The 18,207-nt window shown below is 36.3% G+C and carries 17 protein-coding genes; 2 read left to right on the forward strand and 15 right to left on the reverse strand.

The features are described from left to right. Positions 1-17: 17 nt before the first annotated feature. Positions 18-1,184: an iron-containing alcohol dehydrogenase gene (locus B2R82_RS11095; RefSeq protein ID WP_286924911.1), complete on the reverse strand. Its 1,167-nt coding sequence runs from the start codon at positions 1,182-1,184 to the stop codon at positions 18-20. A 15-nt stretch (positions 1,185-1,199) separates the two neighbouring features. After that, positions 1,200-2,357 (reverse strand): M20 family metallopeptidase, encoded by a 1,158-nt coding sequence (locus tag B2R82_RS11100; protein WP_286924912.1) that lies wholly within the window; start codon positions 2,355-2,357, stop codon positions 1,200-1,202. A 278-nt stretch (positions 2,358-2,635) separates the two neighbouring features. On the opposite strand from B2R82_RS11100, the gene B2R82_RS11105 reads away from it, so the two are divergent. After that, positions 2,636-4,237 (forward strand): PucR family transcriptional regulator, encoded by a 1,602-nt coding sequence (locus B2R82_RS11105; RefSeq protein WP_286924913.1) that lies wholly within the window; start codon positions 2,636-2,638, stop codon positions 4,235-4,237. A 63-nt stretch (positions 4,238-4,300) separates the two neighbouring features. Here B2R82_RS11105 and B2R82_RS11110 read toward each other — a convergent pair whose 3' ends face one another. The 7 genes from B2R82_RS11110 to B2R82_RS11140 all read right to left on the reverse strand — a co-directional run bounded on the left by B2R82_RS11110 (position 4,301) and on the right by B2R82_RS11140 (position 12,178). Continuing rightward, positions 4,301-5,068, reverse strand: coding sequence for an SDR family NAD(P)-dependent oxidoreductase (locus B2R82_RS11110; RefSeq protein ID WP_286924914.1), 768 nt, complete (start codon positions 5,066-5,068; stop codon positions 4,301-4,303). An 11-nt stretch (positions 5,069-5,079) separates the two neighbouring features. Next, positions 5,080-5,907: a mycofactocin-coupled SDR family oxidoreductase gene (locus B2R82_RS11115; protein ID WP_283934533.1), complete on the reverse strand. Its 828-nt coding sequence runs from the start codon at positions 5,905-5,907 to the stop codon at positions 5,080-5,082. Between the two features lie 15 nt (positions 5,908-5,922). Next, on the reverse strand, positions 5,923-7,254 hold the full coding sequence (locus B2R82_RS11120) for an ArgE/DapE family deacylase (protein WP_286924916.1): 1,332 nt from the start codon (positions 7,252-7,254) through the stop codon (positions 5,923-5,925). Between the two features lie 15 nt (positions 7,255-7,269). Beyond that, the gene (locus tag B2R82_RS11125) at positions 7,270-8,793 is read right to left on the reverse strand and encodes a sodium:solute symporter family protein (protein WP_286924918.1); all 1,524 of its coding nucleotides are present in this window, start codon (positions 8,791-8,793) and stop codon (positions 7,270-7,272) included. Then, the gene (locus B2R82_RS11130; RefSeq protein WP_283872038.1) at positions 8,793-9,068 is read right to left on the reverse strand and encodes a hypothetical protein; all 276 of its coding nucleotides are present in this window, start codon (positions 9,066-9,068) and stop codon (positions 8,793-8,795) included. The genes B2R82_RS11125 and B2R82_RS11130 overlap by 1 nt, the downstream gene beginning before the upstream one ends. A gap of 262 nt (positions 9,069-9,330) precedes the next feature. Then, entirely contained in the window at positions 9,331-10,278 is a 948-nt protein-coding gene (locus tag B2R82_RS11135) for a stalk domain-containing protein (protein WP_286924920.1), read from the reverse strand. A 127-nt stretch (positions 10,279-10,405) separates the two neighbouring features. Further along, entirely contained in the window at positions 10,406-12,178 is a 1,773-nt protein-coding gene (locus B2R82_RS11140) for a glycerophosphodiester phosphodiesterase (protein WP_286924921.1), read from the reverse strand. A gap of 247 nt (positions 12,179-12,425) precedes the next feature. Here B2R82_RS11140 and B2R82_RS11145 point away from each other — a divergent pair, with 247 nt between their 5' ends. After that, positions 12,426-12,650: a hypothetical protein gene (locus B2R82_RS11145; protein ID WP_286924922.1), complete on the forward strand. Its 225-nt coding sequence runs from the start codon at positions 12,426-12,428 to the stop codon at positions 12,648-12,650. A 105-nt stretch (positions 12,651-12,755) separates the two neighbouring features. Here B2R82_RS11145 and B2R82_RS11150 read toward each other — a convergent pair whose 3' ends face one another. From B2R82_RS11150 to B2R82_RS11175, 6 genes are all read right to left on the reverse strand, one after another. Continuing rightward, complete coding sequence (locus tag B2R82_RS11150) at positions 12,756-14,330, reverse strand: amidohydrolase (RefSeq protein ID WP_286924923.1); 1,575 nt, start codon at positions 14,328-14,330, stop codon at positions 12,756-12,758. A 13-nt stretch (positions 14,331-14,343) separates the two neighbouring features. After that, positions 14,344-14,901, reverse strand: a complete 558-nt coding sequence (locus B2R82_RS11155) for a biotin transporter BioY (RefSeq protein WP_286924925.1) — start codon at positions 14,899-14,901, stop codon at positions 14,344-14,346. 279 nt (positions 14,902-15,180) lie between these two features. Continuing rightward, the gene (locus B2R82_RS11160; RefSeq protein ID WP_286924926.1) at positions 15,181-15,915 is read right to left on the reverse strand and encodes an ABC transporter permease; all 735 of its coding nucleotides are present in this window, start codon (positions 15,913-15,915) and stop codon (positions 15,181-15,183) included. Further along, positions 15,912-16,832 carry an ABC transporter ATP-binding protein gene (locus B2R82_RS11165; protein WP_286924927.1) on the reverse strand — a complete coding sequence of 307 codons (921 nt, stop codon included), beginning with the start codon at positions 16,830-16,832 and terminating at the stop codon, positions 15,912-15,914. The genes B2R82_RS11160 and B2R82_RS11165 overlap by 4 nt, the downstream gene beginning before the upstream one ends. A 37-nt stretch (positions 16,833-16,869) precedes the next feature. Beyond that, complete coding sequence (locus B2R82_RS11170) at positions 16,870-17,547, reverse strand: TIGR04104 family putative zinc finger protein (protein WP_286924928.1); 678 nt, start codon at positions 17,545-17,547, stop codon at positions 16,870-16,872. Continuing rightward, positions 17,534-18,049 (reverse strand): sigma-70 family RNA polymerase sigma factor, encoded by a 516-nt coding sequence (locus B2R82_RS11175; protein ID WP_283872023.1) that lies wholly within the window; start codon positions 18,047-18,049, stop codon positions 17,534-17,536. Before B2R82_RS11175 ends, B2R82_RS11170 begins: the two co-directional genes overlap by 14 nt. Positions 18,050-18,207: the final 158 nt, after the last annotated feature.

Here is an 18,207-nt window from a genome sequence, read left to right on the forward strand (position 1 = left end):
ATCTATAGACCTCCTTATTAAATTGATTGATCTAAAATATTATAGATGTCCTGCCTAGACATTTTGCGTGGATTCGGCACCATGTACTGAGCATCATGGAAGGCAATATCAACTAAAACATCGATATGCTCTTTGCTTACACCAATAGCACTCAACTTCTCAGGGATACCAGCTTCTTTCGTTAAATTCTTCACATAGGCTACTGCTGCTTTGGCTGCCTCCTCTACCGAAAGTCCTTCGATATTGACACGTAAGGCTTCAGCAATATCTTTAAATTTCTCAGGATTCGCAATCCAATTGTATTCTAGTAAATAAGGCAATAGAATAGCATTGACAATACCATGTGGAGCATCATATTGCGCACCAATAGCGTGTGATATCCCATGTACCATTCCTAACCCTGAATTAGCCATTCCTAAGCCTGTAATAGAACTAGCCAATAACATGCCATGCATTGCCTCTGTATTTTCACTATGGGCAATGGCAGGTAATAATGATTTTCCAATGACTCGCACCGCATGTAGATTAAGTGCATCGGTAAAATGTGAGCTCCAAATAGATACGTATCCCTCAATAGCATGTGTTAAAGCATCCATCCCTGTTGAGGCTATTAGACCACTTGGCATAGCACGTAATAAGCTTGCATCTAATATCGCTACTCTAGGGAATAAATCTTCTCCAAAAACTAATTTTTTCGTTTTCAATCCATCTGTCTCGTCCGTAATAACTGCTGCATTTCCACTTTCACTCCCTGTTCCAACCGTCGTTGGAATAGCAATTAGCGGAAGTGCTTTTTCAGTATATTGATCGAAGCCATAATAGGTTGAAATAGAGCTCTCATTTGTTAGTACAATTGCTAAAGCCTTGGCACTATCAATTACACTACCTCCTCCTACAGCTACTAAAGCTGAAATCTCTTTTTTCCTATAGTTATTGGCAGTTTCATCAATACTTGCAACATCTGGATTAGGTTTTACCTCGTCATAAATCAAAACCTCCATATTTTCAGGGATTTCACCAAGCACATTCTTTAAAATACCCGAGTGCTTAATTCCTTGATCTGTGACCATTAAAATACGATGAGCACCAATTTCTTGTAGAACAGGCCCCAAATTTTTTATAGAAGATACGCCTGTATAAATCTTCGTTTTGGCATTAAAAACAGTTTCCGAATATGCATTCATTTTTAATCCTCCCTATCAAGTTAAATATCTCTCTGCAAAAACACTATAAAATTCAATCGCATCAAAAAAGGCATTCATTTCAATATGTTCATTTGGCTGGTGTGCTAAATTTTCATTGCCGGGACCATAGATGATTATAGGTGCATTTGTAGCAACTGAAAAAACAGAGCCATCAGTATAGTAATTAACACCCTTTTCTTGTAATGTCACATTGGATAATTCATTTTTCACCGCTTTCAATTGTGCTAATAATGCTTGGCTACCTGAATAATCAATTGAATTTAAATCATGAAGCACATGGATCTTTGCATTGAAGTCATGTTCTGTCTTTTGAATTTCTCCAATAATTCCTTTTATATCCTCTATTATTTCTTGATGAGATAGCAACGGTGTGGATCTAATATCTATACGTATTGCACAATAATCTGGTATTACATTTGTAGTAACCCCTCCTTTTATCGTGCTGATGACAAGTGTCGGTCGACCTAATAAGGGATGCTCTTCCACTGCTCTAAATGAATAAGTTTGCAAGGCGCTTATAATTTTGTGCATATGCGTAATAGCATTTATGCCATTTTGAGGCATTGAACCATGTGCCGTTTTACCAAAAGTTTCAATCTCTAACCATAAAACACCCTTATGCGCGCAAAAAATCTCCCCGCTGCTCGGTTCCGCAATAATAATGGCACCTGCATTTTTTACAATATCTGTTTCAATGGCTTGTTTTGCGCCTATGCAATCCACCTCTTCACCTGCTGTCCCTAAAAACAATAAATCTCCTTTTAAAGGAATCTTTTTTTCCTTTAAAATAATCATTGCCTCTAGTAAGGCAGCTACTCCCCCTTTCATATCTGTCGTTCCCCTGCCATACATTTTGCCATCAATGATTTCTGCCGAAAAAGGCCCGTAATCCCAAGGTAAATCCCCAACAGGAACTGTATCCAAGTGACCACTGAACACCAAAGATGCATTCTTTTCTTTTGCATTACTTAATAGTCTTACAATGATGTTTGCTCTAGCATCATCTATCATTTGAATATCTACTTCTAAGCCGTAGCTCGTACAATGCTCAGCTATTTTATGAGCGACTACCAGCTCATTAGCAGGTGGATTAACGCTATTGATTTGAACTAAAGTTTGTAAGAATTGCGTTGCTCTTTCCTTATTAATCAAAATAACACCTCCCTTCCTAGACTGGATCACAATAGAAATGTAGCGTATGTTCCTAGTCAATATTGTTAAGAATCTAAAGCTACTAATCAAAAAATAAGTGAAAATTACAAAAATTTAGTGTATTATACTAGTAATCTCACCTTTCACTTACTATAGCATTGTATTTTTTGGCTAAGTGCCAAAAGAATGCTTCCATTTTTTTATAAAATAAAATTACTATGATGTTGCTCAAAGCATACATAACCATCTTTTCATTCATACATTATGAGGTGATTAACTTGCGGATAAAAGATGTTATGCTTTTACAAGAATTTACACATGCCAAGATTATCGCTGGAAAAGATTTATTGGAAAAGGAAGTAACAGGTGCTACAATCGTGGACGCACCAGATGGATTTGCTTGGATTGAACGAGGTAATTTCATTCTTACAACGGGTTTTCCATTCTTAAAAAACGAAAGTAGCTTAGATGAAACATTAAAAAAATTAATTCTGACACTCTCTGAAAAAGGTGTTAGTGGCTTAGGCATTAAAATTGGTCGGCATGTTCCGTCTATTTCCATAGACGTGCAGTATTTTGCAGAACAGAATGGGATTGTTATAGTTGAGCTGGACAACCAAATTGCTTGGGCAGATATGATTATTCCAATTGTCAATCATATTAATAATGAACAAAGGCTCGAATTAGAAAAAGTAAAGAATATCTATGAAGAATTTCAATATTTCTTATTATCTAAAACGGATTTTCAACAATTACCATTATTAATTGAAAAATTGACTTCCCGAAAAACTACTATTTATTTACATTCCATTGATAAGTTGTATAGCTCATTTGAATTGACATCCGTTTATGAAGAAATTACTTCAGAGATTATCCATATTATTAAAACAAAAAACCTAACGAAAGAAAGTTTTCAGGAGCTGCCCATCCAAGTATATGTGAAGCCGATTTATGAAAACCGATATCTTGAGGGATGTATTATTCTTTGGGATTGTCAAGATATTCACGCGCCATGGGAAAAGGTTGCCATTTCACAAGCAACTGCTATTCTATTAACTGAGCTACAAAAGATAAAAAGTATTATTTCATTATCTCAGCAAAATAGAAGCGGCTTTCTAGTAGATTTATTACATGGAAAATTTAGTAGTACTGAGGAGATTATTCGAGTATCAAGAGAGGTCAATTGGGATTTGAAGGATCACCCGTATCAATTACTTTTAATTGAATTAAAATTCCCGGATTATAACAAACAAGATACACTTATCTTAACATCAAATTTTATCTTCTTATTGGAAAAGTATACTTTAACCAAGATAGGGTTTGATTCCAATAATTATTTAGTTATGCTGTTAGATGCGACAGCAGAAATTGATGTTGCATTTATTTGTGAAAAAATCGATTATCTATTAGCCAAATATAATGTCAACAATGCTTATTTTGGCGGTATTGGGAGATTATATGATTTGCAATCTATTGTAAAAAGCTACAACGAAGCATTAGTGTCATTACATTTTGCACAAGCGAAAAAAAATCAATTATCGAAGGTCATAAATTTTGAACAATTAAACTTTGAACGAATCCTTTTTTCTAGTCAGCCAATTAAAGAAGCTTCATTTCTTCAGCAGGAATACTTAATGCCATTGAAAGAATTCGATGAAAAAAAGACAGCGGAGCTCTATAATACGTTGAAAGTATTTTTATTTAATAACGCCGATTTTAATAAAACCGCTGAGCAGCTTTTCGTTCATAAAAATACAGTCCGTTATCGTCTTAGCTTAATTAAAGAAATCACAAAGCTCAATCCTGAAAAACTACAGGATCAAATTTTATTTTATATTGGCTTCTTACTAGAAGAGCTTCAACTGCCTACTTATCAATAATGGCAGTACCAAAAACAGTCTATTTTTATGTAATCGATAAAAATAGACTGTTTTTTAGATAATTTAAGTTGCCGTATAGCCACCATCCACAGGTATTAAGGCCCCCGTGATAAAGGATGCTTCATTTGAGGCTAAGAAAGAAATTGTATTGGCGATTTCTTCGGGTCTACCTAATCTTCCTAATAAATAGGCATTTTCATAAGCCTGCCGTATAGATTGACCGCCGCCATCTCCCTCGATTAGCTGCTCTGCCATATTCGTGTCTGTTAATCCTGGGCATACTGCATTAACACGAATCCCATACTGCCCAAGCTCTACAGCAGTACTTCGTGTAATACCTACCACTGCATGCTTTGTCATAATATACAAATTATGGTTTTTGGTACCGATCATACCTGAAATAGATGCCAAATTGATGATAGAACTACCCTCTTGTCCCTTTAAATATGGAATGGCATGTTTTGTGCTGAGCATCACACCTTTAATATTGATATTAGCAATTTTTTCAAAGGTGATCACATCAAACGTTTCGGCTGTATTATTGACAAAAATACCTGCATTATTAACAACTGTTGTAATATAGCCATATTTTTTTATTGCTTCCTCATAAAGCTTAGCAATATGCTCTTCATCAGTGATATTACATACTACTGCATGAACATCAAAGCCATCTAGCTGTAATTGTCTAGAAGCCTCCTGTAATTTTTCCACATTAAAATCCGAAATAACGACTTTCGCTCCCTCTTGGCCACATTTCCTCGCTGTTGCAAAGCCGATTCCCTGTGCAGCACCTGTAATCACTACAACTTTATCCCGTAATCTACCTACCATATGGTTCCCTCCTACATTGTCAAATAGCCAGCATCCACTGCAATATGTGATCCTGAAATATTGTTGGAATCATCTGACACTAAGAAAAGTGCTGCATTAATAACATCCTTCGGCGCGATAAAATCTTGATGTGGGAATACATGATGATTGCCAAATGCAGGTGTCGCTTCTTCTCTTGTAGCTCCTTTTTTGTTAGCCAAACGATCATAGGTAGCTTGATTATTAGCCATTGTTGTATCAACAGCGGTTGGACAAATAGCGTTGACATGAATATTATAGGGCCCTACCTCCATTGCTAAAGTTTTGACTAACCCTAATACACCATGTTTTGCAGCCACATAATGCCCTACATTTTGACCGCCTCGAAGTCCATTGACTGATGATACACATAAAATTTTCCCTGCTTGACGATCAATCATATGTGGAAGTACATATTTACAGGTTAACCAGGTACCCTTTAAGCAAATATCGAGCATTTCATCCCATTGCTGTTCTGACATTTCCCATAGCTTGTTATACGATAATATGCCCGCATTTGTTACTAGAATATCGATTTTTCCAAAATGTTCAATGGTCTTTTGGACAGCTAATTCAAGCTCCTGTGCATTACGAACATCCGCTACTAAACCTAAGGCATCTACACCGTGCTTTTTTATTTCATCCACGGTTTGTGCTAATTCCGATTGCTTTGCCATTTCATAGGCAACAGTCGGGACATCCTTCGCAATATCAGTAATCACGATTGCTGCGCCTTCCTCTGCAAACCGTAGAGCATACTCCCTGCCCATTCCTCGAGCACCACCTGTAATAAAGGCGGTTTTCCCAGCTAATTTCCCCATCATCTACACCTCTCTTTATAAACCATCAATACCGCACCAATCTATAGCTGTTAATGCATATGTTTTAGCAGCTTTTATTAAATCCTCAACTAGTACGTACTCATTAGCAGCGTGGGCTACTAAAATACTTCCTGGACCATATATAATAGAAGGAATTCCCTTGGCATTTAAAAATGCTGCATCCGCCACGGCTACAAAGCCATGAATAGTCGCTTCTTCACCGGTTGCTTCTTTGTGTGCACGACTTGTTGCCTGCACAATCGGATGATCTACCGCTACATCAAATGCAGGCCAATGCAATAAAAATTCAACTTCTGGAGGATTATTTCGTAACCATAAATCATTCTGCACAGCTCTTTCTACATGTCCTAAAATTTCTGCCTTTACTTCCTCAAAGGTTTCCTTAGGATGGTGCCATACTGCATATTGAATCGTACAATAATCCGAAACGACAAACGGTAAATCTACATCATAGGATTTTCCATGAATGATGCCAGGATGAATTGAAAAATGTCCTGGTTCAAACAGCTCATGTTTTTTCGTAAATCCCCACTCCTCTTCTAACTGTTGTAGAGCCTGTACAATATACATTCCTTTTTCAACAGCATTGATACCAACCTCACCATGCTTCCCACCAGCCCGAATAAACTCTCTTCGTACAGATGCATGTGTTGTTTTCCCTTTGACTGTAATGTGCATTCGAATGACACCTGGACTAACTGGCACTACAGCTAAACTTTGTGGTGGGCCAGAGGGTTCAGATACAATTGCAGCATCAGCCGTATAGCCTCTTTCAACAGTAGCAGTAACACCTAGTTCATGGTCCATTGTTTCTTCACCGACAACCGTTTCTAGCAATAAATCCCCCTTCAATTGCACGCCTAATTTCTTCAAGGCTTTTGCTGCCATTATTTGAGCAGCAATTCCACCTTTCATATCGCAGGCGCCACGTCCATAAAGTCTGCCATCTTCCACTCTACCCGAAAAAGGATCATTAAATTTCCAATCTGAGTTTGGCCCTGGAGGCACTACATCGATATGTCCATTAAAAATAAGTGATTTACCGCCATTACCAGAGCCTTTCATTCGTCCTACTAAATTTGGCCGTTGCTCCTCAACCTCCCACATATCTACTTCATCGCAAATCCCTTCAAAGATTGGCTTCAAAAATAGCTGTACATTCTTTTCTCCACCAATCACTTCAGCCTTGTTGACCCCATCGTAATTTGGGTTTACACTTGGAATTTTCACCATATTACTTGCTAATTGAATGATTTCTTCACGCATCTCATCTATGGTAGCTAATACGTCTTGCTGAATGTTTTCAACTGATAATGTATTTTTCATATTATTCCTCCTGTTTTACTCATTTTTCAAGCCGATATTCGCCATGGCTGGTTCCGTTTCTGTTGCGTTCTGCGAAACTGCCTTTTTATTTTGTCTTGCTGTTTCTACATCTTGCCATAGATCCTCAACATGTGACTCTATTGGTTTCATAAACCCAGCGATAATCATAATAATAGTTGTTATTATCAGACCGTATACACCAGCAGACCATCCTAAATCTGCAATAAATGCTGGCTCGGTTACAGTTAGTGTCATGGATACAATTGTGCCAACAATCATTCCTGCAATTGCACCCTCTTTATTCGCACGCTTCCAATATAGACCCAGAATCACCACAGGGAAAATCATAATTATCCCTTGATAGGACAATAATGCTACATTAATTAATGCCCCTACATCTACTGTTGCTAATACTGCACAAATGGCTCCTATTATAAATACTGAAATTCTTGCAATTTTCATTGCTGTTTTTTCAGAAATATCCTTTTTCATAACGGTCGCAACATCTCTAGAAATCGATGTTGACATAGCTTGAATAATTCCACTTACTGTTGCAATACTTGTCGCCATAATAACTGTAGACATGAGAGCAAGTACGAATGGTCCCATTTGTCCAGCTGCCCACATGTACGCTTCTTCAGGATTACTTCTTGCTGTATCATTCATATACAGTACATTTCCGAGTAGCTGGAACGCTACATAGAAGATCCCTCCGATAATAGGCGCAATTAATGCAGATTGTTTGATGGAGCGAATACTATCTGAGGCAAATAATTTATTATACACCCATGGCCACATGAATCCTCCTAATCCACTAGTTATAATAATCGACGTCCAAAACGGAGTAGGTAATTCCCAACCAGGTCCAGGGAATGTTAATGTTTCAGGATAGTTAGCCACTAAAGAATCCATACCTGAAGATATTCCTCCAGCAAATTTAAAAATCATATAAATCATTACACCTGTCCCAACGAAAAACATAAAAGCACCTTGGAAAATATTCGCTGTAATGACTGATTTCATTCCACCTAATGAAACATAAGCAAGCACAACAATAATGCCAATAATCATCCCAACAACAGGACTAATTAAGCCGTTCGTAGCATAGTTGAAAATAACGCCCTGGGTAATCCATTCCATTAATAGCCATGGGGCAGTAAACACAATTCCTGCAATACCGACAACTAAACGCACCATGCTGCTTTTGTAGCGTAAATCCATTAACTCAGCCTGCGTACCAATATGATATTTTTTACCCCAAATATATGTTTTTTCGGCAACCAAATACATGGAAAGCATTGTTAAGGTTGCATATGTCAGTACGTAAAGACCAATAAATCCATAACCCACTGAATAGCCTGCAAAAGCCGTAAATGTGGCTCCAACATACCAGGTTGAAAATACGGCTAATGAAATTGCCATAACCCCAAAGCTTCCTCGTGCAGTTGCATATTCCTCGAATGACTTAACACCAAAATTTTTAGCATTGATTGCAAAAACGATGACAAAGAAGATGACAATAAAGGTAATAGATAGCATTAACGAGTCACCTCTCTTTCTAGCAATTCCGCTTTCGTTAAAGGCTCAATATCAATATCTAAATCCCCATACTTGGAATCTACAAAATACCAAATTATTAATAGCGCAAAAATCAAGATATTCATAGAAATTTGCCAAAAATATGCAAAGGATAAACTGAAAATTCTTGGCTCAATTTTATTACTAAAATCAAATAAGCCTGGAAAACTTGCTAGTAAAATTAACCCGATAAAGCAAGCAGAGAAAATGATATTTCTTGTTACAACTGATTTCAAATCAATCACCCCTTGTGTCTTTATATCATTATTCAAACATTTAATTGCTGCTTTAAAGCATTTATTTGTTAAACCGGTTATTGTACATATTATTTTTAGGTCAGTAAAAAGTCAATAAATTATCAGATTATTATTACTATTTTGAATATAACCAAAAACATGCTAATTCTTTTGTTTATTGTCCAAAATTTTTTATTGAAAATTTGTTTTAAGAGAAGATAAAAACCCTCCATAGCTAAATGCTACGGAGGGTTCATAGTTGTTATTTCATTAATTCTTCTACAAATTCAAGTGGAACATAGGTTTTTGTTGGCTCTAACAAAGCTGGTGCTGCTTCAAAGTGACGAATTGCCTTATTATAACCATATTCTTTTTGACCTCGCGTAATTGTATAAGATCGTGCACCTTTAGAAACAATTGCGCCTTTTCCTGTTGATTCTACAGTAAAGCCTAATTCTTCAGCAATTAAGCGTAATGGTACCATTTTTGTTCCATCTACTTCATAAAAATCTTTATTAATGATTTCTTGTACAGCAGATTCAGATGGCTCCCCTTCTTCAGGATCAACCTCACTTGGCTTTTCAGTAATTGTATCAATTACAACCACTTTTGAAGGTGGTGTTTGAGCTGGAATGCTCATTGTTGCGATTGTATAAAACACTAGTAAATGTTGCTCTGCTAAATCAGCTACTTTTACTTCTTTACCAGATAGGCTAAGTAATTTTGTCTGTTCACCAATATTAAGTTTTAACGTGTTATTTGTATTGACTAAATCTTTATTGAAAAAGTCAAGCTCAACACTTCCCATTTCTTTTGTTTCCACAATAATTGCCTCTGGGTTATATTGAGGCGGATAAATCATAATCATCGGCTTATTGGCATACGTATAAGCCGTTACTTTATCACCCTTTTGAAGCTTAACCTCTTTACCCGTATTATCAAATACTAACGTATCGTCAGTGACCACAAATACATTTATATTTTCGCCATCTTTCACCGTATAATATGTCGCTTTATTACGAGTTTCAACATTTTCTACAGTGCCAGCTACTTTTATAAAAGTAGGCTGAATTTGTGGATTTTGCTCCTTATTATTAGCTGCATTTGTCACAGCTGCTGCTTCTTCGTTTGCGAATGCAGATGGAACACCGATTGCGCTCCCGATTAATAAAGCTGTCATCGCAAATGGTACGACTTTCTTCATTTTCATAAAAAGCATCTCCTTCATCATTTCGAATTCATAAAAGTAGTCGTATTCAAATGAAAAAGGTTACAGCTCCATATTTTATTTGATAGTTATCCTAAAATTCTTCCTCCATATTTATTTAGGAGGCTATTTAAAATATAAATTGAAGTCTATTTAGGACACGCTGTAAAAAGTATTGATGCTCGCTCTGCTTTGTTCGGATATCCAAGGCGACATCGGGATGATCAGTAATTACACCGTTGACATTTTTCTCAATAAATTCATGCAATGAGCGATCCTTATTTAACGTCCATACAAATAAATCAATTTTCTGTTGCTTCAAATCAGCAATTAGCTCAGCTGTCACCCAAGATTCCTCAAGAGCTATAAAGTCTACTGTTTCAACCATTGGTCCGATATTTAAAGCATAGACTATACCTACACGTAAATTTGGGGCCAATTTTTTTAATTGGGTCATCATTTGTGGATCAGAGGATTGCACATAATATGAATCAAGCACCTTATAAGCCCGAAGCTTTTCTACTAATTTGGGCAGAGCATCTTCTGTTTCCTTTCCATGTACCTTGAACTCAATTAACAATGAAACGTTTAAAGCCTTTGCAATCTCAATAAAATCATCCAAAGAGGAAATTTTATCGCTAAAACCATTTGCATGGATCTTCAGCGTTTTTAATTCGCCGAGTGTCATATTGGCAATCACACCATTTTTCCCGGCTAATCTTCTTAAGGTTCGATCATGAAAGACCACAAACTCCCCATCAACAGTTTGCTGAATATCAATTTCGATTAAGTCTGCTCCAGCACTAGCCGCACTAACAAGACCACTGATTGTATTTTCCACATTGCCTGCTGTGTAGCCTCGATGAGCAATGATTTTAGTATCGGGTGCATAGACACTTTTCTCTAAAGAGATAGTGTTCATCACGCTTAAAGCAATAAAAACAGAAAATACAATAAATGACAGTGGTTTTAAACGCCTTTTCTTAAACTTCGGCACCTGCGAAAACTTGCCTAAAACAGATGTATTAAAGGTAATAGCCACCATTACCTGTGAATAGGTTGCTTGCAGTAAAGTGAATAACACGACAAAAACCATTTCTAAAAATGCCAATGTCATCCCTGCTGTAAGAAGCGCCATACTGGGCATAAAACGCTCCAAAATATACAATGGCAACGTACCGATAATCGTAACTCCTACTAGGACAAGTAAATGGCCAGTTAAAAGCATAACTAATAAAACGAGGATTTCAAACAGACCACGTTTTGAGAAACGCCAGCTCTGTATCAATGATTGGAAAATAGAAATTTTGGGTTGTACCGTAAAAATTGGTAATGTTAATATACTACGGATGCCTATGATAACTAAAATACTAGCGACGGCTGCATACATTAGTCTGCCCTCATGAGTACTCATAATCTCTTCCATCAAAAAACGTGGTATAGTAATTGCTTGAGTTAATGTTAAAGGTAACATAAACGAAGCCAATGGTAATAACAGAACAAGATAAACAATAAAAAAAAGTATTTGCACACTAAAAAAAGAAAAAACCTTTCGATTTAATCGCTGCCAAATGGTTAGAAATCGGTATCGAATGCCTCTTTGTTGGTAAAAGGCCATTAAAAAAAGAAAGCCCATTTCATAATAAATAAAAAGCAAAAATACCATTATTACCAAACATAACATCAAAATAACAAAGGGATGTGAAATAAAGCTTTGAATATTTTGCTCAGTAATATGCGTATAACCTGTAACCCGCAGCATTAATTTGAAGACAATCGTTGACACAGGTAAAAAGAATAAAAACTGACATAACCGAATAAGCGCGAAAACCTGTATATAATCAAAGCGATAATGATATATATTGTAGATAGCATGTCGCATTACTTGTCCAGCTCTTTGCATTTAAATCACCCCAGTCCATACTACCGTATTCCCCCATTTTCGCTTACTACACATGTTCCTATATAATATGCTTAATTTGCAAAATTACGTTCATCAATAGAAATGAATTTGAATTTGTCTCATATCATATGCCAGAAAGATGCTTAAGATTTGTGTATTTATAGTATTAGACAATTTTCTTGAAACTTTTAGATAGGTCATCCAGTAAATACTATAATGGAGAAGAATTTAAGGGGGTTAGGTAATAATGACACAGAAGAGTTTTAATCTTGGGGATATTATTAGTACGAGTATAGTTCTTGTTATGTTCCTGGCTATATTTTTTGTCATGATTCATATGATAAAGAAAATGAAAGCTACTACCCCTCTGCCCCCACAGCAGACATTACAGCAACAAGTAGAAGCACTAACAAAGCGTGTACAAAGCCTCGAACAACAACTTGACAAGCTATCCCGCACAAACGGGCAATAAGGCGCCCACCTCTTGAAGCTAGAAAAAGAGGTGAGTTATCATTGCCCAATTACAGAAAACTATAACTAAAATCATTTCTAAAACATTAAAAAATCGCTGTCAGGATTAACCCTCACAGCGATTTGCGTAAACAATACGGCCATCAACAACCGTGTAGACCACTTTTACATGCGGTAATTTTTCAATGTCAATATCCAATAAATCCTCCTCAAAAATGGTGAAATCTGCAGTATAGCCTTCTTCAATCTTACCACGAAAATGGTCCTGGCCTATTATTTGCGCAGCTCCAATAGTGTAAAGGTGCACTGCCTCATGGCGTGTAATCTTCTCATGAGCATTATAGCCGTTATGTGTCTCACCGAAGTTTCGTCTTGTCACCGCTGCATAAATACCATGCAATGGATTTGGCACTTCAATCGGAGCATCACTGCCACCTGCGACAATTAATCCCCGCTCTAAAAGCGATTTTAACGGATGCAATCCTAGTGCTCGCTGTTCACCCAGTCTAGCTAGCTCTGCTTGAAACTCTCCCTGCACAAATTGCGGCTGCATATCCACTGCAACGGGTAAGGATGCTAGTTTTGCTAAAATTTCGTCATCTACTAAGCTACAATGAATAACACGGTCTACCTGCCCTTGTAGTGGCGGATACTCCTTAAATACCGCTAAAATGGTTTCAATTGCTAAATCTCCAATCGCATGAACTGCCACAGTTTGTCCATGCTGACGTGCAAGTTGAACATAGTACTTTAACTGCTCCGTGGAATGAACAAGCATACCACTATTATTGGGTTCATCACAGTAAGGCTTACGAAGTGCAGCTGTGCGTCCACCAAACGCACCATCAATAAAAATTTTCATCGCACCAAATTCCATATAAGGTGATGATGTCTCCCCCATTTTAGCGATTTCCTCAAATATTGTATGATGCTGCAATAAATGCACCTTAAACGATTGTTGAGCGTCTACAACCTTTCGGAACGCTTGAATAGGTTGCATTGGTGGTCCATAATAGCTTAAATCCTCTGAATGACCGCCTACTAAACCGAATGATAGTAGTGATGCTACAGCCTTTTTCAGTGCATCCTCAATATAGCTAGGTGTGATATGAGGCATGTTGTTTACAATCATATATAAAGCTGTATCCTTTAATACACCAGTTAGCTGTCCTTGTACTTTCTCTATAATGCCCCCCTTGGGTGAAGGCGTTTCATTGGTAATACCCGCAAAAGCGAGTGCCTTAGAATTGGCTAAAATTAAATGATGGCAGCTACGCTTTATAATAAGATGAGCATCACCTAGTGCGTCGAGTTCCATCAGGGTTGGAAAAATAGGTTTATCAAACTGTGTTTCATTCAACCCGATGGCAATAACCCATTCATCACTTGAGGCACTTTTCATTCGCTCACCAATAATAGAAAGTAGCTCATCCTTATTTGTGACGTTCGATACATCGATATGCTTTAATTTTTCCCCATATCCAATTATATGTAAATGACTATCCACAAACCCTGGATACATGACATTTCCTTGTAAATCCTGAATAGAAGTAGCATGTGGCGACAGACTATCGACTGAGCCTGTCGCCACTATTTTTCCATCCTTGACAAGGACAGCTTCAACTGTTTCGCCAACTTTCGCCATCGTGTAAATTTTCCCGCCTGTCCATAACGTTGCCAAAACAATTCGCCTCCTATGCGGTTGCTTCAATTAAACGAGCAGATTCTAAGCGGCGTCGAACAATAACGCCAACCCATGCAGCAAGTACTGCTTTTGCTAAACCTAGAATAATAAATGGCGCTGCACCTGACATAAATGCCCCCATCCAAGAAAGATTCATTGCAAATTTCAACCATACCGTACCAAATGCTAAAGTTATAACCATCCCTATTACATTTGAGACAATCGCATGTGGAATTGTAAGACCAAATTTCTTTAAATAAAGCCCCATGATGATAGCTGTTGGTAAAAAGCCGACAATATAGCCACCAGTAGGACCAAAGAGAATACTAGGGCCGCCAGAAAAATTACTATAAACCGGTAAACCAGTTGCTCCAATTAAAATATATAATAGCACTGATAATGTGCCCAGTCTTGTTCCGAGGATTGTTACAACTAAGCCAATGGCAAGTGTCTGCCCAGTAATAGGTACAGGTGATAATGGGATTGGAATACTGATTTGTGCCAAAACTGAAACAATAGCAGCTCCAAATGCTGTTAATACGTATTGATATGTACTACTCTTTTTCACACTAAATTGCCTCCCCTTGTGCGTTAACTACAATATAAAATAAGTTAACACAAAGATTAAAGCAAATGAAAACCGTTGTCAATCAATTTTGAAAAATAGCTATAAAAAATGAAATTACAATGTTGAGCTAGCAATTTCTTTACAATAAATTTATAAATACCCACTTAAATATAGTAATAGCATCAAGAGAATAGTCCCTTGTATACAACCCATAATTATCCATATTTTCTTTTTACTTATTTTTTTAGAATTCATAAACACTCACCCTTATAAAATTTTTTAAGTCCATCTAAAACAACGAATTGATAGAATAAAAAATACGAAAGCCATTCCTATTAGAATTATTATATTTAACCATATAGAATTGACTGATTGACCTGTCCAAGCAAATGTTAATATGTCATTTACATAGTGTAATGGTAAAGCTTTTGCCACAATTTTTAGAGGTAGAGGCAAAATTTGATAAGGTATTACCCCACCAGATAAAAAAGTTTGTAAGTTTAAAGCTAAAACACTTATGCCAGCCGCTCCTTGCATTGTGGAGCTAATGCCTGTTACTAAAATTCCAAACGAGAATAACGTTACCATACTTAACATTAAAGAAAAAATTACTGCTATTAGATAAATGGGTGGTTGTAAATTGTAAATGAAATGACCACTAACACAAGCAATAATAATGCTAAAAAGGGAAATAATTACTCCCAATAAACAAAAAGAAAGAATGATTCGAATAGAATGTAATGGCGTTATTTGATAAGTTTTCAGTAACTGGGATTCTTTATAGCTAACAATTCGAGTACCTAATGTAAATAAAGCTGTACTTAACAGACATAGTGCTATCATATTTGGAATTAATAAAGTTTTATAGTCCATTTCACCCACAGCAGAATTACCAAATAAAAGTCCTAAAAAATAAATCATGACAAAGGGAAAAATAAAAGTCCAAATTAACGATTGTAAATCTCTAAAAAATAATTTCAATTCAATTAAAGTTAATATGTGAATTGCCTTCACAACATCATCTCCTCTTGCAGCTGAGGTAATTTGACAAATAAATCATCTAATGAACCCGTACTAAATCGAAAATCATCTACTATCAAGCCTTCAGTACTAATTAATTTGAAAAGCTCAAATGTCGTCCATTCTATAGTATCTGTGAAAATTTGAAGTAGATTATTTTTTGATACTACTCTTGAGACACCTGCTATCTTTTGAACCAATGCTATATCCAATTGTTTACATGCTATTAATATTGATTTATCTTTGTTCAGGCTTTGAATAAGTTTTTGAGGCGTATCTAACCCAACTACAGAGCCATGATTCATTATTGCTATCCGATCACAAAGCTGTTCTGCCTCTTCCATATAATGTGTCGTCAAGACAATTGTTGTTCCAGCATCTCTTAGCGAAACAATCATTTTCCATAGTTCTCTTCTGGACTTTGGATCTAGCCCTGTACTTGGTTCATCTAGAAAAACTATTGATGGTGAATGCAAAGTTGCTAAAGTTAAAAGTAATTTTTGTTTCCATCCTCCAGATAGATTTTTAAAATACGTATGACGAAAAGGTTCCAATTTTAAATTTTCCAGTGCTTTTTTTGTATCAATCTGACGTGGATAAAACGAGGCAAATAGTTCAATAGCCTCACCTACTTTAATTTTTGACTGTAAATTTGTATGTTGAAACATTACACCAATGTTTTCCTTCAATTTTTTCGCATCTTTCCAAGGATCATAGCCAAGAACTGTTACTTTGCCAGATGAACATTCCTGCAAACCCTCTATAATTTCAATTGTTGTCGTTTTTCCAGCCCCATTTGGACCAATTATGCCAAAAATCTCTCCTTTTCGAATGCTAAATGTTAAATCTTGAATAGCTTCAAAGGAACCAAAAGATTTTTTTAAATTTTCTATCTGTATAACCGTTTCCATATCAATTCCCCTTTCATAAATTCTTTTTAAAAATTTTTTACCAAAGTGGTTTTTGAGGCTCTTTCATCGGATCATTTTCTTGTAAAGCAAATATATATGGGGATAGTATAAAGTGATATACAGGGATGCTTAATACATAAAAGGCTATGCCAACTAAAATATTGTTAAAATTAAAATTTACTAAAAATAAAAGCTGAATTAATGGTAGCTGTACTAATCCATTTAATTGCATCGATTTGTTTGTACGATACTGTTTTTTTCCACAATGTTTACATGTAATTGGTTTAGCATTATTTTTCCAAAAAAGCATGTGAGCTTGTTTTTTTGACCATGATTCACCACACTGAATACACACTGGTAAACCATATTTTTTCTTTTTTAAATATCTCCTTAAAAAAAGAGCTAATAATTGAAAAATACTAAATATCAAGATACCTTTGACAAAGTCATTTTCTAGCAAACCCAAAATACTCCATGTTTCCTGCTGTATATTTGTGGCTTGTTGACTTCCAAGTTGTTGATCTTTTTTATTTGATAATAGAAACACAAAGGAAATCACAAAAACCGTAAACGTTGTAAGTACAACACGATATTGCCAAGGACTGCTTCTTCGAATACTTTTATGTCGCGCTTTTTGGGCAATCGCCTGTTTTTTTTCAGTTGTAAGCTTTACCCCTTGAAGTTCTTTTAGCATATCTTCTTTAAATCGATTCATGGCGTAACACCTCCCAATCATAATCTCCCATTGCTGCTGCTAGCTGTTTTCTAGCACGTTGCAAGCGTGTTCGGATTGTTGCCTCAGGACAACATACGAGCTGTGCAATTTCCACAGTCGTCATTTCTTCAAAATAATAAAGAATAAGAACCTCTCTGTAGGCAACTGATAAGGTAAACAACGCTTCCACTAGCTCTCGCTTCGTTGACTTAGCTAGAAATTCCTTTTCAGGTGTGACTGCTGTTGTACGTCCAGTTATTTTTTCTAGCAGTGTTAATCGTTTACTTTTCCAGCTTCTTAAATAATCGTGGCTTCGATTGACCGTCATTTTCACTAAATATGTACGTAATGATGATTCCTGGCGAAACTGCTCCTGCTTTTGATAAAAGGCAATCAATACATCCTGCACAATGTCCTCAGCTGTTGCTGTATTTTTCACATATAGATAAGCAACCTTTAGTAAATAGTCACCGTGCACCTCGATAATCTTTTCTATATCCATTGTTGCCCTCACCTTCTTTCTAAACTACTGACGGATGTCAATTCCATTCCGATTCATATTTTTTGAAATTTTTTTCCGCCATAAAAACAACCCGTAATGCTTCATTACGGGTTCGTGTTGTTGAAATACTATTATGTCAATGAAATCAAGGTGACAAA

Origin of the sequence: Lysinibacillus sp. UBA6686 (assembly GCF_002455205.1) — a bacterium.
Lineage (GTDB): Bacteria > Bacillota > Bacilli > Bacillales_A > Planococcaceae > Lysinibacillus > Lysinibacillus pakistanensis.